This is a genomic window from Campylobacter concisus (genome assembly GCF_902460705.1).
Lineage (GTDB): Bacteria > Campylobacterota > Campylobacteria > Campylobacterales > Campylobacteraceae > Campylobacter_A > Campylobacter_A concisus_Z.
Map to the genome: position 1 here is coordinate 442,998 of NZ_CABPUP010000001.1, position 15,404 is coordinate 458,401.

The window sequence follows — 15,404 nt, forward strand, 5'->3', positions numbered from 1 at the left end:
ATGGACTTAGTGTCTGCCACGCAGTTGCGAGCCTGAGAAGTAAAATTTAAGTCCCCTTGCCTCCATTTTGAATAAAAAATTGCAAATTTAATCAAGCCATTTTGTAAATTTTAAACTTTCATTTACTCGCAAGAATTGATTACTAAAATTTGGCTTCGCTTACCGCTTATCTCAAATTTTAGAGCCGAAATTACTCGCCCATAAATTTTAAAATTTGCTAGATTCTCATCTTGGATTATTAAATTCGTGTTTTGTAGAGCTGGCTATTAAATTTATATCCACAAAATGCCAGCTTTAATTTAAAATTTTGCTTGGAGAATAAATTCTTGACTTACTGCCCAACTATCTTTTTAACAGCCAGTGAAGCTAAATTTAGTCCAAAGCAAGCAGTCACGCCCATGAAACTTCCAAGTGGCTTGCAAAGTGGCTCTTCTGTTGAAAAGACCACGTCAAATTTGCCGCTAAAGCCTGATTTTTTGAGCTCATATCTATATTTTCTAGCTAGTGGATCGACCGAGGTTTTCCACACGCTAGCCACCTTTATCTTGGTTGGATCGATCCTTTTTGCACCACCCATAGAGGCTATAAATTTGCTAGGATCTACCGCATTTGCAAGGGCGATCTTAGCAGTGATATCATCGATCGCATCGATCACCACGTCAAATTTACTAAAGTCAAAGTTAGCAATAAATTCTGGCGTGATCAGTGCTTGAATAGGCGTGATACAAGGATAAATTTTGGCAAACTCCTCCACCTTTACGCCACCAACGTTTTCGCTGTAAATTTGGCGATTTTGATTTGTCACGTCAAAGATGTCTTTATCAATCAGCGTGATGCTTCCGACCCCGCTTCTAGCAAGCGCATCCACGCACATTCCGCCCACACCACCAGCTCCGCAAACTAGCACTTTCGCACTTTGAAGCTTACTAAAACCATCCTCGCCAAAGAGCCATCTTATCCTTGTAAATCTATCATTTTGCATCAAATTTCCCCTTTAGGCTCTCCAAGCTCTCGTATGAAGTCATATTTAGTTTTATGGGCGTTATCGTCGCAAAGCCCTCATTTACTTTGCTGATGTCACTTGGCTCGCCCTTTTCGTATTCAAGCGCAGCGTTTCCAAGCCAGTAGTACTCGATCCCTCTTGGGTTGCGATTAAGCGTAGCATGCGTAGCATAGGTGCGTTTGCCAGCTGGTACGACGGTGTAGCCTTTGAAATTTTTGCTTGTTACAGCCGGGATATTTACATTTAAAAATTCCCTTGCATTTAGCAAAATTTCACCCTCTAGCACCTTTGGTACGATAAATTTCACCACCTCTTTTGCTAGCTCAAAGCCAAGTTCATTTAATGAATTATTTGCATAAAACTGCGAAAAGGCGATACTTCTAATGCCTTGCAAAACCCCCTCCATCGCCGCTCCACACGTACCAGAATAGGTTATATCTTCGCCTAAATTTGCTCCGTGATTTATGCCACTTATCACTAGATCTGGCTTTTTGTTATAAAGTGCGTGAAGTGCGAGATAGACGCAGTCGCTGGGCGTTGCGTCATCGAGTTTAAAAAAGTTATCATCAAGTTTTATAAATCTAAGTGGCCTTGTGAGCGTCAAAGAGTGAGCACAGGCTGATTTTTCAGAGCTTGGAGCAACGATCGTGACATTCACGCCATCTAGCTCGCTTAAAGCTTCTTTTAAAGCAAACAAGCCAGCCGCCTCAAATCCATCATCATTTGTTATCAAAATTTCTTTCAAATTTTATCCTTTAAAGGCTTGGATTTTATCACAGCTTTCTTAAAATTTTAAAGATTTTTTGCGTATAATGCCCCTAAAAAAAGACCTGATGAAAGTGTGTAAATGAAAATTTTAGTCTCCGCTCTTGAGCCATCAGCAAATTTGCATTTAAAAGAAATTTTGAAAAATTTCGAGGGTGAATTTGAGCTTATGGGAATTTTTAGCGAAGAGCTTGGCACGCCATATATGAAAAGTAGCGAGTTTTCAGCGATGGGCTTTGTTGAGGTTTTGCCACTCATTTTTAAAGCAAAAAAAGCGATGAAAGTGATGAGCCAGATGGCAAAAGAGGCTGATGCCGTGCTTTTAATAGACAGCCCAGCTTTTAACTTACCTCTTGCAAAAGCGATAAAAGAGTCTGGCACAAAAGCAGCCGTGACATATTACATCTTGCCTCAAGTTTGGGCATGGAAGCCAAAAAGAGTGAGCGTGATTGAGAGGTACTGTGACAACCTAGCTTCGATCTTGCCATTTGATGCGAAATTTTATAGCCGTTCGACCTACGTGGGACATCCTTTGATGGATGAGATAAAGCTTAAAAAAACTAGCCTAAGCAGTAGTGGCAAAGTGGCGTTTTTGCCAGGCTCAAGAAGGTCAGAGATTTCAAGGCTTATGCCAGTCTATAGAGAGCTTGCTAAAAAGATAGAAGCAAAAAGGTTGCTTGTCGTGCCACCATTTTTGCTTGATAAAGTGGACGAAATTTATGGCGATGTAAGCGATTTTGAGGTCGTCTCAAATACGCCTGAAGCTTTGTATGAGAGCAATTTTGCCTTTATTTGCTCAGGTACGGCTACGCTTGAAGCAGCGCTCATTGGCACACCATTTGTGCTAGCATATAAGGCAAAAGCGATAGATGTTTTCATCGCTAGAAAATTTGTAAAGATCAAGTACGCTGGACTTGCAAATATAATGTTTGACTTTATGGGCAAAGAGCCACTTCATGAGGAATTTATCCAAGAGTTTGCAACGGCTGAAAATTTATTTAGAGCTTATGAGAGCTGCGATAGGCAAAAATTTTTAAAATGCTGCGATGAACTAAGAGCTTATTTAGGGCATGGCAGCAGTAAAAATGTAGTAAAAATTTTAAAGAATATGGAGTAAAAAATGAGTGAACCAATGACAATGCACGGATACGAGAAGATAGAAGCTGAGCTAAAGGATCTAAGGCTAGTACAGCGTCCTCAAATCGTAACTGAGATAGATATCGCAAGAAGTCACGGCGACCTAAAAGAAAACGCCGAGTATCACGCAGCAAAAGAAAAACAAGCCTTTATAGACGCTAGGATCGCTGAGCTTAGTGCACTTTTGGCAAATGCTGAAGTGATCGATCCAAGTAGCTATGAACACGATAGAGTTAGGTTTGGCTCAAGTGTTACGATAATGGACGAGGAAACTGAAATAGAGCATACATATACGATAGTTGGCATTAGCGAAAGCGACATCGATAGAGGCTATATCTCGATAAACTCGCCACTTGCAAAGCAGCTTTTGGGTAAGGCTGAGGGCGATGAAGTGGTGCTAAATTTACCAAAAGGCAGAAGCGACGTTGAGATCGTAAAAATTTGCTACAAGCCTATAAAATTTGACTAAAAAGATGAGACAAAGAGTCAGAAACTGCTTTTTTGGCTCTGCTAATTTTTAATTAAGGCAAAATTTGAGCGAATATCTATATGCCCCCATTATAAAAGAGGGCGCGATCTTTTTAGCTGATGCGCATGAAAACGTAAACCGAAATGGCTTTTTAAAATTTTTAAGAGCTGTTGATAGCGGGGAGATCAAAGAGCCGCCACAAATTTTTTTGTTAGGCGATATGTTTGACTTTCTAACGGGCGAGGGCGAATATACAAGAGAATTTTACGCTGAGCACTTGAGACTTATAAATAAAATTTCAGAAAAAATAGAGATCTTTTATTTTGAGGGCAATCACGACTTTAGACTTTCAAATTTATTTAATAAAACAAGAGAAATTTGGAATGGACGCGAGATGCTGTGTTATAAAAGCGTTAGGGTTTATGATATTTACGATCAGCCAGCAAATTTTAAAACGATCAATGAAGAGCGCGTTCAGATCGCGCATGGTGATATATTTTTACCTTTTATAGATAAATATGCACTTAGATTTTTGCGTCTTAGATGGTTTTTAAAATTTATGAATGCTTTGGATAAATTTTTAAATTTTAAAATATCAAAAGCAATACTAGCCAAACTTACCAAGAAAAATTTAGACTATAAAATTCCTAATTTTAAGGAGCTAATGAGCAAGCATTTGCAAGGATATGAGGCTAATATCGTGATAGAGGGACACTATCATCAAGGCGAGAAATTTAACATTTACGATAAGTTTTATATAAATTTACCTTGTTTTGCATGTGAGCAAAGTTATTTTGTTGTAGAATACGCCCAGCAAAAATTAAATTTGCTCAAAATGAGTTTGAAAGGACATTGATGTTTGGAGATAACGTACTAAAAACGGACTCAAACGAGATGGAACTTGTTGATTTTCGTATCTTTAAAAAGACCGAAAACAAAGTATATGAAGGAATATACGGAGTCAATGTCGCAAAGGTGCGGGAGATCATTAAGATGCCAAATCTTACAGAGCTTCCAGGCGTTCCTGAGTATATCGAGGGAATTTTTGATTTAAGGGGCGTGGTGATCCCTGTTATAAATTTGGCAAGATGGATGAATATTATCGAGCCAACCGAAGGCGTAGTTATAAAGCCACGTGTTATTATTGCTGAGTTTAGTGGTATTTTGATCGGTTTTATTGTCCATGAGGCAAAAAGGATCAGGCGTATAAGCTGGAAAGATATCGAGCCTGCAAATTTTGCTTCAGGTTCTGGCGCTTTAGACAAAGGCAAAATAACAGGCGTGACAAGAATAGAAAATGATGAAGTTTTACTTATCCTTGATCTTGAAAGCATTGTTGAAGAGCTTGGAATTTACTCGCCAAAGATCGAATTTGATGTAACAGACGATCAAAAATTAAAAGGTGCTGCTTTGGTTTTAGATGATAGCTCAACTGCTAGAAAACTAGTAAAAGATGCACTTGAGAAGATGGGACTTAGCGTAGTTGAGGCTAAAAACGGCGTTGAGGGCTTGGAGAGAATGGAAGAGCTTTATCAAAGATATGGAGATAACTTATCAAGAGAGCTTAGAGTTATCTTAAGTGATATCGAAATGCCACAGATGGATGGATACCGCTTTGCTTCAACTCTTAAAAACGATGAAAGATTTAAAGAAGTTCCAATAGTATTTAACTCCTCATTGAGTAATGATTTTAGCGAAATCAAGAGCAAAGAAGCTGGTGGTGCGGCGTATCTTACAAAATTTGATGCAAGCATATTTTATCAAGAAGTGCTAAAAGTTATTGAAGCACATTCTAAATCTGCAAAATGAGGTGAAACATGGATGATATGAAAGAAATAATGGAAGACTTTTTAATAGAGGCTTTCGAACTTATTGAGCAGATAGATCACGACCTTGTTGAGCTTGAGTCAAACCCTGAAGATTTGGAATTATTAAATAGAATTTTCCGCGTTGCTCACACAGTAAAAGGTAGCTCAAGCTTTTTAAATTTTGATGTTTTAACAGAGCTTACTCACCATATGGAGGATGTTTTAAATAAAGCTAGAAAAGGCGAGCTAAAGATCACTCCAGATATTATGGACGTAGTTCTTGAGTCAGTTGATATGATGAAAGGCTTGTTAAGCAGCATTAGAGATCATGGAAATGATACAGCTGCTGGCATTGATATTAAAAACATTTGTGCAAGACTTACCCAAATTTCTGAAGGCGAAGCTCCAGCAGCAGCTCCTGAAGCTCCTGCCACGCCAGTAGCTGAGCCAGTACCAGAACCGGCACAAGAGTCAGAACCAGCCGCACCTGCCGAAGAAGCACCAGAGATAAGTGATGCTGAACTTTCAAAGCTAAGTGATTCAGAAGTCGAAGCAGAGATAGAAAGACTCTTAAAAGTTAGAAAGGCTGAGGATCAAGCAAGACGTGCTTCAAAAGGCATAGCCCCAAAATCTCCTAGCGAGATAGCTCCAGCTGCAAGTAGCACTTCAGCTCCAGCTGCAAAAGTAGAGAGTAAAGAAAAGGATGGAGATAAAAAGGTCCCAGCAGCAAGCAGCGGTGCAGTGGCTCAGGAACAAACTATACGCGTCGAGGTAAAAAGACTTGATCACTTAATGAATCTAATTGGTGAGCTTGTTCTTGGTAAAAACCGCTTGTTAAAAATTTATGATGATGTGGAAGAGAGATATGAGGGTGAGAAATTCCTTGAAGAGTTAAATCAAGTAGTCTCAAGTCTAAGCTTGGTAACGACTGATATTCAGCTTGCCGTTATGAAGACAAGAATGCTACCAATAGCAAAAGTCTTTAATAAATTCCCACGTATGATACGCGATCTTAGCCGCGATCTTGGTAAACAAATCGATCTTGAAATTTCAGGTGAAGAGACCGAGCTTGATAAGTCAATCGTAGAAGAGATCGGCGATCCGCTAGTACACATCATCAGAAATTCATGCGATCACGGTATCGAGGATCCTGAGACAAGAAAAGCAGCAGGTAAGCCTGAAAAAGGCCTCGTTCAACTAAAAGCTTACAATGAAGGCAATCATATTGTTGTTGAGATAGTTGATGATGGTAAAGGCTTAGACGCTGATATGCTTAAATCTAAATCGATAGAAAAAGGCATCATCACTGAGCGTGAAGCTGATGCGATGAGTGAAAAAGAGGCATTTGGACTTATTTTTAGACCAGGATTTTCAACTGCGGCAAAAGTTACAAACGTATCTGGTCGTGGTGTTGGTATGGACGTTGTTAAGACTAATATCGAAAAACTAAATGGTATCATTGATATTGAAAGTGAAGTTGGAAAAGGCACAGTTATGAAGCTTAAAATTCCACTCACACTTGCGATTATTCAGTCACTACTTGTTGGAACGCAAGAAGAATTTTACGCTATCCCACTTGCTAGTGTTCTTGAAACTGTTCGTGTGCCGATTGATGATATCTACACGATCGATGGCAAAAATGTACTAAGGCTAAGAGATGAAGTCTTATCTCTTGTTAGACTTTCTGATGTATTTGGTGTAGAAAAAGCATTTGATGGTGGAGAGCAAACCTATGTCGTAATAATCGGTGTTGCTGAAGCGAAACTAGGTATTATCGTCGATACTTTGGTTGGACAAGAAGAGATTGTTATTAAATCAATGGGTGATTATCTACAAAATATCCCAGGTATTGCTGGAGCGACTATTAGAGGTGATGGTCGTGTGACATTGATTATCGATGTTGGTGCTATGATGGAGATGGCAAAAGATATCAAGGTAGATATTAGGGCCGAAATAGAAGATAGCACAAAAGCAAAGGAAAAACCAAGCGATTATAAAGTCTTGATAGTTGATGACTCAAAAATGGATAGAACTATCATGCAAAAAGCGCTTGAACCAACTGGGGTAACGATAATAGAAGCCACAAATGGTGTTGAGGCATTAAATATCGTAAAATCCGGAGAGCACTCTTTTGATGCGATTTTGATAGATATTGAGATGCCAAGAATGGATGGATATACACTAGCTGGCGAAATTAGAAAATACTCTAAGTACAGAAATTTACCACTTATTGCTGTTACATCAAGGACTTCAAAAACAGATAGATTACGTGGCGTAGAAGTTGGAATGACTGAGTATATTACAAAACCATATTCAGCCGAGTACCTAGAAAATGTCGTTAGAAAGAATATAAAATTAGCTTAGGGGTAAGGGATGAACAATAAACTAAATCAAGTTTTAAGTAAACAAAAACAGCAAATAAATGGTCCTGAGTTAAAAAATAATGAGGATATAGTTCAGCTAGTAGGATTTGTTGTCGGTGAGGAAGAGTACGCGATACCTATTTTAAATATCCAAGAGATAATCAAACCTATTGAATATACACGTGTTCCTAGTGTACCTGATTATGTTCTTGGCGTATTTAACCTACGTGGAAATGTTATTCCGCTTATTGATTTGCGTAAGCGTTTTTCACTAAATGTCACAAAACAAAGCCCAAGCACAAGATATATCGTTATGAAAGATGCGGATAATATCGCTGGCTTTGTGATAGACCGCTTGACGGAGGCTATTAGAATAGACCGCAATAGGATCGATCCGCCACCAGAGACTTTAGTAAAAGACAAAGGCATGATTTATGGTATCGGTAAGCGTGATCAAAATATCCTTACGATCTTGAAGGTTGAAAGCCTTTTAAAACGTGATTTTTAGGGTATAGCTTGATAAAACTTTGTGTTTTTGACTTTGACTCTACAATAATGGACGGCGAGACAATAGATATTCTCGCCGCCGCTAATAATGCTAGCGAAGAGGTAGCTAATATAACTAAGCGTTCGATGAACGGTGAGCTTGATTTTTTTGAAAGTCTTACAAAAAGAGTAAAATTTTTAAAAGGATTGCCACTTTTAAAAGTAAATGAAATTTGCAAAAATTTACCCATAATGCCTGGAGCTGGCGAGCTAATAGAGGCTTTAAAGCAAAAAGGTATCAAAGTTGTGGTTTTTAGCGGTGGATTTCACAATGCAACCGATGTAATGCAAAAAAAGCTTAATTTTGATGCAAATTTTGCAAATATCTTGCATCATAAAGATGGAATTTTAAGTGGTGAAGTTGGTGGAGAAATGATGTTTGGTAGTTCAAAGGGAGATATGATTGACCGCTTGTGTGGACTATTAAATTTAGGCAAGGACGAGATAATGTGTGTTGGGGACGGGGCCAATGACATATCGATGTTTAGAAAGTGCGACCTTAGCATTGCATTTTGTGCAAAAGATATCTTAAAAAAAGAAGCGACACATTGTGTTGATGTTAAAGATTTGCGTGAAATTTTAAAATTTATAAGGTAGAAATTAATGTATGACAACGAAGCTAAATTCTCTCTTTGGTGTGATTTTATAGAGAGAAATTTTTTACAAAGCGAATTTAACTCTTTATTAGAAAATAATATTATAAACGGTGCTACAAGCAACCCAGCTATTTTTAAAACAGCATTTGCTTCACCTGCTTATAAAAAGATAATAGAAACTAGCAATAAACGCCACCCAAAAGATCTTTATGAAATTTTGGCTACTCAAGATATAAAAATCGCCGCATGTCAAATGTTAAGGAATTATGCAAACGACGATGATGGCTTTGTAAGCATTGAGGTTGATCCAAATTTAAGTGACGATACAGCTGCAACGATAGAAGAAGGTATCAGACTTCATAATCTAATATCAATGCCAAATGTTATGATAAAAATTCCAGCTACAAAAGATGGCTATGAGGCGATGAGTGCGCTTATGGCAAGGGGAATTAGTGTAAATGCTACGCTTATATTCTCACCAGATCAGGCTAAAAACTGCCTTGAAGCTTTTAAAGAAGGCAGTAAGGCTTATGCAAGTCGCTTTATGGATACTACTATGCCAAAAGGTGTGATAAGTGTTTTTGTAAGTAGATTTGATAGAAAGCTTGATGAGGTTATGGCTGCAAAGAGCTTGCCAACGGGACAAATCGGCATAATGAATGCTGCAAATATATATCACCTGATTGAAGATTTTGGACTAGAAAATGTAAGAACGCTTTTTGCAAGCACAGGCGTAAAAGGTAGCGGTTTAAGAGGGGATTATTATGTTAGAGAGCTAATGTATAAAAATTCTATAAATACAGCACCAATAGAGACGATAAAAGAATTTATAAAAGAAAAAGCAGAGGCAAAAAATGTACCTAGTAAAGAAAATATCTCAAGCTTTTTCCAGATTATAAAAAATAATGAGATAGATATAAATGTCGTTTATAAAGATTTATTAAGCGACGGTTTAAAGCAGTTTGTATCAGCATTTGATGATATTATGAAATCACTTTAAACAAAGAAGCCTAAGCTAATACAAAAACAGCAAAAGTGATCATTCTTAAACAAGCTTTATTTGAAATTTATAAAGCATTAGATAAAATCAGCACCTATTTTTTATGAAAGGAAAACGATGTTAGAAGGAATCGTTAGAGAGAGTATCGGTAAGAAGTCTGCGAAGGCTTTGAGAAGAGATGGTTATCTAATCGCCAACATTTATGGCAAGGGATTAGAGAATGTTGCAGCAGCTTTTAAAGTAAATGACTTTATTAAAGAGGCTCGCAAAAAAGAGAGTCTTGCTTTTGATGTAAAAGTAGGCGGAAAAGTTTATAATGTCGTTATTGTTGATTACCAAAGAGATGTTGTTACAAGCGATCTTAAACACGTAGATCTAAAAGTAGCACTTCCAGGCGTTTTATCAAAATATATGATTCCAGTTAAGCCAGTTGGAACACCTATTGGTCTTAAAAACAAGGGCGTTTTGATCCAATCAAAAAGACGTCTTTGCGTAAAATGCACAGCTGAAAATTTACCAAATTCATTTGACGTTGATGTAAGCAAACTTGACATCGACGATACTATTTTGGTTCGTGACATCACAGCTCCTAAAGGCGTTACTATTGTAGACGCTGACCGTGTTGCGGTACTTGGAGTTATTAAAGCTAAATAAAAAGGGCTTTTGTGACACTAATAGCGGGGCTGGGAAATCCTGGCTCCAAATATGAAAACACTAGACATAATATAGGCTTTATGCTTATAGATCTCCTAAAAGACTCAAATTACAAAGATGTTAGCTCAGCTAAATTTCAAGGCGAAGTTTTTAAATTTAACGACATTATCTTGCTAAAACCAACGACCTTTATGAACCTCTCAGGACAAAGTGTAAAAGCGGTAAAAGACTTTTATAAACCTGATAGAATAATCGTAATACACGATGATCTTGATCTTAGTTTTGGTGCAGTTAAATTTAAAAAAGGCGGTAGTAGCGGCGGGCATAACGGCATAAAATCGATCGATGGACTAATAGGTAACGAGTACGAAAGGGTGCGTGTTGGCATTGGACACCTTGGTGATGCTAAAAATTTTGTCCTTGGAGAGTTTAGTGATGAGGAGAAAAAGGCTTTAGATGAAATTTTAGCCTATACAAAAAATGCAGTTTGTGAACTACTAAAGAGTGACATCAACGAAATCTCGCAAAAATTTACGATAAAAAAAGGTCTTATCAAATGAAACTATACGCCAGATACGTTGGCTGGGTCTATATAAAATCTTTTTTTATCGTATTTTTAGCGCTTGAACTATTTTATGTAGGCATTGATCTGCTTACAAATTTAAAAGATCTGCCACTATCTGCTAACCTTCAGCTCCTTTATGTTGGGCTTACATCGCTTAGCGCTATTGGCTATGTTTTACCACTTTCGCTCATTTTTGCACTCATTATTTTACATGTAAATATGGTTCGTTCAAATGAGCTAATCAGTTTTTATGCGCTTGGCATTAGTAAAAATAGTCTAATTTTTCCACCATTTTTTATTGCACTTTTTATAACTATTTTTTATGTTGGCTTAAATTTTACTCCATTTGCCTATGCACACGACTATCAAAAAAGTATCGCTAAAAATACGGCTTTTTCAAAAAGTACAAATGATTCATTTTTAAAATTTGAAGGCAAATTTATCTACATAAAGGAGCTAAATTCTGTTAATCAAATAGCAAATGATGTTAGAATTTTTGAGATAAATGGTACAAATTTACTCTCAACTATATTTGCAAATCATGCTAATTTTAAAGACAATGAATGGATCTTAAAAGATGTTAATCAAACCCTTTTGCCACAAATTTTAGAGCTTGGTGAAGCTGGTTTTAATAAAATACAAAGTGATAGCTTAGATGCATTAAAAGGCTTTAAGCCAAAGAGTATTGAAAGCGCTGTTAGTGTTGAAAACTCAAAATTTAATATCCCAGATGCGATAAATTTTATAAAAACATTTAAAAATGAAGGTATTGGCCTTGATAGCGCAAAAACAGCTTTTTATAACCTTGCTATCGCACCATTTTTTGCACCATTTTTGTTACTCATTTTTTACTATCATTTGCCTGTAACTGGTAGATTTTTTAATCTTGCACTTTCGACTTTTATTTTTGTTGTGATAACTCTTGTCGTTTGGGGGCTGCTCTTTATTCTTGCAAAATTTGCACAAACTTCTGTGATCTTGCCAGAGATTGGCATAGTTTTGCCAGTTATTTTACTTTTTGCATACGCCATTTATCTCATAAAATCGCATCGTTAAGCCAAATTTTGGCAAGCTTTTTGTAAAATCAAGCCATTTTAATAAAGGCTATTTTATGGATTTTAAAGAGCTTTCAAATAGATACAAAACCCCACTTTACATTTATGATTTTAACCACATAAAAAACCGCTATGAAGCACTAAAGAATGCATTTTTTGCTAGAAAATCTCTCATTTGCTATGCGGTGAAAGCAAACTCAAATTTAAGTGTTTTGAAATTTCTAGCTGACCTTGGAGCTGGATTTGATTGTGTTAGCATTGGCGAAGTAAAAAGAGCACTTTTAGCAGGTGCAAAGAGATATCAGATCATTTTTAGTGGCGTTGGCAAGAGCGATGATGAGCTAAAAGAGGCTTTAAAAAATGAGATTTTACTCATAAATGTCGAGAGTTTTGCTGAACTTTTAAGACTTGAAAAGATCGCAAAAGGGCTAGGCTTAAAGGCAAGAATTAGCATTAGGGTAAATCCAGGTGTCGATGCAAAAACTCACCCATATATCTCGACAGGGCTAAATGAAAATAAATTTGGCGTTGATGCCGAAACAGCTAAAAGAATGTACATCCACGCTAAGGCTTCAGACTCTCTTGAGCCAACTGGCATACACTTTCACATCGGATCTCAGCTAACATCACTTAGCCCGATAATCGATGCTGCAAATATCGTTAGCGAGCTTTTAAGAGAGCTAAGAGCACTTGAGATAGATATCAAATTTTTCGATGTTGGTGGCGGACTTGGCATCATCTATAACGACGAAAAAGAGATAAATTTATACGACTACGCACAAGGAATTTTAGCTGCACTAAAAGGTCAAGACGTGACCATTGTTTGCGAGCCAGGACGCTTTATCGTGGGCAATGCTGGCTACTTTGTCGCAAGCGTTTTATATGAAAAATTTAACGGCAAAAAAAGATTTGTCATCACTGATGGCGCGATGAATGATCTTATTAGACCAAGCCTTTATGGTGCTCATCATGAAATTTTTGTTTATGGCAAGGATAAAAATTTAGGCCCATGTGATGTGGTTGGTCCAGTTTGCGAAAGTGGCGACTTTTTAGCAAAAGATATAGAGCTGCCAGAGTGCGATAGTAGCGATATCATCGTGGTAAAAGGTGCTGGAGCTTATGGTTTTAGTATGAGTTCAAACTACAACACAAGAAACAGAGCTGCTGAAGTTTGCGTGCTTGATGGCAAAGATAGGCTTATAAGAAGACGTGAGAGCTTTGAAGATGTCGTGGCACTTGAGAGAGAATTTTTGGAGAGCGCTGATGCAAGAGCTAAATGAGCTTAGAAAAGAGATCGATGCGATTGATGATCTCATCTTAAATAAACTAAATGAAAGAATGATTTTAGTTGAACAAATCGGCAAGCTAAAACAAACTAGCGGAACGCCTATATATCGTCCTGAGCGTGAGCGAGCTATCATAAACCGACTAACTAGTCTTAGCAAAGACAAAGCTTTAAATAAAGCCGCTATTGAAGCCATTTATCTTGAAATTTTTGCTGTAAGTAGAAATTTAGAAATGCCTCAAAAGATCGTATATCTAGGGCCTGAAGGCACTTACACGCATCAGGCGGCTCAGAGTAGATTTGGTGCGATGAGTGCATATTTGCCACTTGCTACTATCGAGGCAGTTTTTACGAAGCTAGCTCAAAAAGAGGCGAAATACGGCGTCGTGCCTATCGAAAACAACACTGAAGGTGCTGTTGGCGCTACGCTTGATTGTTTGAGTAAATTTAGTGATATAAAAATAGTTGCTGAGCTTTATGTGGATATCCATCACAGCTTTGTTAGCATAAATGAAAATTTAAAAGAGATAAAGCGAATTTATTCACATCCGCAAGGGTATAATCAATGCCGTAAATTTTTAGAAGATCATATGCTAAATGAAATTGAATTTGTCCCAGCAAAATCAACTGCAGCAGCTGCATACATGGCATCAATGGATAGAAATTCAGCTGCCATTTGCTCAAAGATTGCAGCAAAAATTTATAACGTGCCAATCGTCTATGAGACGATCGAAGACAATATGGCAAATAGAACAAGATTTTTGATTTTAAGCGATTTTAAAAATGCCAAGGTTGAAAACTCGAAAACTTCGATCCTTGCAAAGACGGATCACAGTCCAGGACGCCTTGCTGATCTACTTTCTATCTTTAAAAATGAAAATATTAATATCACAAAACTTGAGTCACGTCCTATAAAGCAGCGTGAATTTAAGTCAATTTTTTACCTTGACTTTGAAGGGCATATCGACGATGAGAAGGTGCAAAACGCCTTTGAACTCGCAAAAGAGGGCGGTGCTGAGATAACGTGGCTTGGAAGCTATTTAAATGGAGATGAGTAATGAAATTTAATGACTTTTTAGACGATCTAGTAAATTACGAGGCTGGAAAGCCTATTGAGCTTGTAGTTAGAGAGTTTGGCATCGAGGCAAAAGATGTGATAAAGCTAGCTAGCAACGAAAACCCTTTTGGCACGAGCAAACGCGTAGAGGAGGCGCTAAAAGAGGTCGCTAAAAAAGCGTATCTCTATCCAGATGATAGTTACTTTGAGTTAAAAGAAGGACTGGCTAAAAAATTTGGCGTAACTAGTAAAAATTTAATCATCGGCTCTGGAAGTGATCAGATCATAGAGTATGCACTCCACGCAAAGGCAAATAAGCAAAGTGGTGTTTTGATGGCTGGCGTGACATTTGCAATGTATGAAATTTATGCAAAGCAAACTGGAGCAAAAAATTATCGCACAAAGAGTGTAGAGCATAATTTGAGCGAGTTTTTAGAAATTTATAATGCACATAAAGATGAAATTTCTGTCATCTTTCTTTGCTTGCCAAACAATCCTTTGGGTGAGTGTTTGGACGCAGATGAGGTCTTTAAATTTATAAAAAGCGTTGATGAAAATACGCTTGTTGTGCTTGATTGTGCCTACAATGAATTTGCAAAATTTAAAGATAGCAAAAAAGAGATAAAGCCAAGCGAGGTGGTAAAATTTAAAAATGCCATCTATCTTGGAACATTTTCTAAAGCTTATGCACTTGGTGGCATGCGCGTTGGATACGGCGTGGCAAATGAAGAGATCATAGGCGCTCTCTCAAAACTAAGAGCCCCATTTAACATCACAACTCCAAGCCTAAGAGCAGCGATAGTAGCACTTAATGATGATGAGTTTGTGCAAAAAACTATGCAAAACAACTTCGAGCAGATGAAGAGATATGAGGAATTTGCAAAGCAAAATGGCATAGAATTTATCCCAAGCTATACGAATTTCATAACTTTTAAATTTAACGAGCCAAAATCAAGCCAGATATGCGAAAAGATGCTAAAAAAGGGTATAATTTTGCGAGATCTAAAAAGCTACGCCTTAAATGCGGTGAGAATCACCATCGGCCTTAGCTGGCAAAATGATAGAGTTTTTGAAGAGTTAAAGCAAATTTTAAAGTAGGAA

Annotated in this window: 16 protein-coding genes; 14 read left to right on the forward strand and 2 right to left on the reverse strand. The window is 37.4% G+C overall.

What is annotated here, in order from left to right:
• Nucleotides 1-331: 331 nt before the first annotated feature.
• Nucleotides 332-982, reverse strand: coding sequence for a tRNA threonylcarbamoyladenosine dehydratase (locus F3G75_RS02265; RefSeq protein WP_149716393.1), 651 nt, complete (start codon nucleotides 980-982; stop codon nucleotides 332-334).
• Nucleotides 972-1,748 carry a 5'/3'-nucleotidase SurE gene (surE, locus tag F3G75_RS02270; RefSeq protein ID WP_149716394.1) on the reverse strand — a complete coding sequence of 259 codons (777 nt, stop codon included), beginning with the start codon at nucleotides 1,746-1,748 and terminating at the stop codon, nucleotides 972-974. Before surE ends, F3G75_RS02265 begins: the two co-directional genes overlap by 11 nt.
• A gap of 102 nt (nucleotides 1,749-1,850) precedes the next feature.
• On the opposite strand from surE, the gene lpxB reads away from it, so the two are divergent.
• The 14 genes from lpxB (at nucleotide 1,851) to hisC (ending at nucleotide 15,401) form a co-directional block, all read left to right on the forward strand.
• Nucleotides 1,851-2,885 carry a lipid-A-disaccharide synthase gene (gene lpxB, locus F3G75_RS02275; RefSeq protein ID WP_149716395.1) on the forward strand — a complete coding sequence of 345 codons (1,035 nt, stop codon included), beginning with the start codon at nucleotides 1,851-1,853 and terminating at the stop codon, nucleotides 2,883-2,885.
• Nucleotides 2,886-2,888: 3 nt separating this feature from the next.
• Nucleotides 2,889-3,374 (forward strand): transcription elongation factor GreA, encoded by a 486-nt coding sequence (gene greA, locus F3G75_RS02280; protein ID WP_149716396.1) that lies wholly within the window; start codon nucleotides 2,889-2,891, stop codon nucleotides 3,372-3,374.
• Between the two features lie 64 nt (nucleotides 3,375-3,438).
• Nucleotides 3,439-4,230 carry a UDP-2,3-diacylglucosamine diphosphatase gene (locus F3G75_RS02285; RefSeq protein WP_149716397.1) on the forward strand — a complete coding sequence of 264 codons (792 nt, stop codon included), beginning with the start codon at nucleotides 3,439-3,441 and terminating at the stop codon, nucleotides 4,228-4,230.
• Nucleotides 4,230-5,183, forward strand: a complete 954-nt coding sequence (locus F3G75_RS02290; RefSeq protein WP_021091802.1) for a chemotaxis protein — start codon at nucleotides 4,230-4,232, stop codon at nucleotides 5,181-5,183. The genes F3G75_RS02285 and F3G75_RS02290 overlap by 1 nt, the downstream gene beginning before the upstream one ends.
• 8 nt (nucleotides 5,184-5,191) lie before the next feature.
• Nucleotides 5,192-7,546 carry a hybrid sensor histidine kinase/response regulator gene (locus F3G75_RS02295; protein ID WP_149716398.1) on the forward strand — a complete coding sequence of 785 codons (2,355 nt, stop codon included), beginning with the start codon at nucleotides 5,192-5,194 and terminating at the stop codon, nucleotides 7,544-7,546.
• A gap of 9 nt (nucleotides 7,547-7,555) precedes the next feature.
• The gene (locus tag F3G75_RS02300) at nucleotides 7,556-8,053 is read left to right on the forward strand and encodes a chemotaxis protein CheW (protein ID WP_085658145.1); all 498 of its coding nucleotides are present in this window, start codon (nucleotides 7,556-7,558) and stop codon (nucleotides 8,051-8,053) included.
• 8 nt (nucleotides 8,054-8,061) lie between these two features.
• Entirely contained in the window at nucleotides 8,062-8,688 is a 627-nt protein-coding gene (gene serB, locus F3G75_RS02305) for a phosphoserine phosphatase SerB (RefSeq protein ID WP_085658146.1), read from the forward strand.
• A 6-nt stretch (nucleotides 8,689-8,694) separates the two neighbouring features.
• Nucleotides 8,695-9,687, forward strand: coding sequence for a transaldolase (locus F3G75_RS02310; protein ID WP_149716399.1), 993 nt, complete (start codon nucleotides 8,695-8,697; stop codon nucleotides 9,685-9,687).
• Between the two features lie 117 nt (nucleotides 9,688-9,804).
• Nucleotides 9,805-10,341, forward strand: a complete 537-nt coding sequence (locus F3G75_RS02315) for a 50S ribosomal protein L25/general stress protein Ctc (RefSeq protein ID WP_021091684.1) — start codon at nucleotides 9,805-9,807, stop codon at nucleotides 10,339-10,341.
• Between the two features lie 11 nt (nucleotides 10,342-10,352).
• Nucleotides 10,353-10,901, forward strand: coding sequence for an aminoacyl-tRNA hydrolase (gene pth, locus F3G75_RS02320; RefSeq protein WP_103582284.1), 549 nt, complete (start codon nucleotides 10,353-10,355; stop codon nucleotides 10,899-10,901).
• A complete protein-coding gene (locus tag F3G75_RS02325; RefSeq protein WP_149716400.1) occupies nucleotides 10,898-11,962 on the forward strand; it encodes an LptF/LptG family permease in 1,065 nt (354 codons plus the stop codon). The genes pth and F3G75_RS02325 overlap by 4 nt, the downstream gene beginning before the upstream one ends.
• A 55-nt stretch (nucleotides 11,963-12,017) precedes the next feature.
• The gene (gene lysA, locus F3G75_RS02330) at nucleotides 12,018-13,241 is read left to right on the forward strand and encodes a diaminopimelate decarboxylase (RefSeq protein WP_149716401.1); all 1,224 of its coding nucleotides are present in this window, start codon (nucleotides 12,018-12,020) and stop codon (nucleotides 13,239-13,241) included.
• Complete coding sequence (gene pheA, locus F3G75_RS02335; RefSeq protein WP_149716402.1) at nucleotides 13,225-14,304, forward strand: prephenate dehydratase; 1,080 nt, start codon at nucleotides 13,225-13,227, stop codon at nucleotides 14,302-14,304. The genes lysA and pheA overlap by 17 nt, the downstream gene beginning before the upstream one ends.
• On the forward strand, nucleotides 14,304-15,401 hold the full coding sequence (gene hisC / locus F3G75_RS02340; protein ID WP_149716403.1) for a histidinol-phosphate transaminase: 1,098 nt from the start codon (nucleotides 14,304-14,306) through the stop codon (nucleotides 15,399-15,401). The genes pheA and hisC overlap by 1 nt, the downstream gene beginning before the upstream one ends.
• Nucleotides 15,402-15,404: the final 3 nt, after the last annotated feature.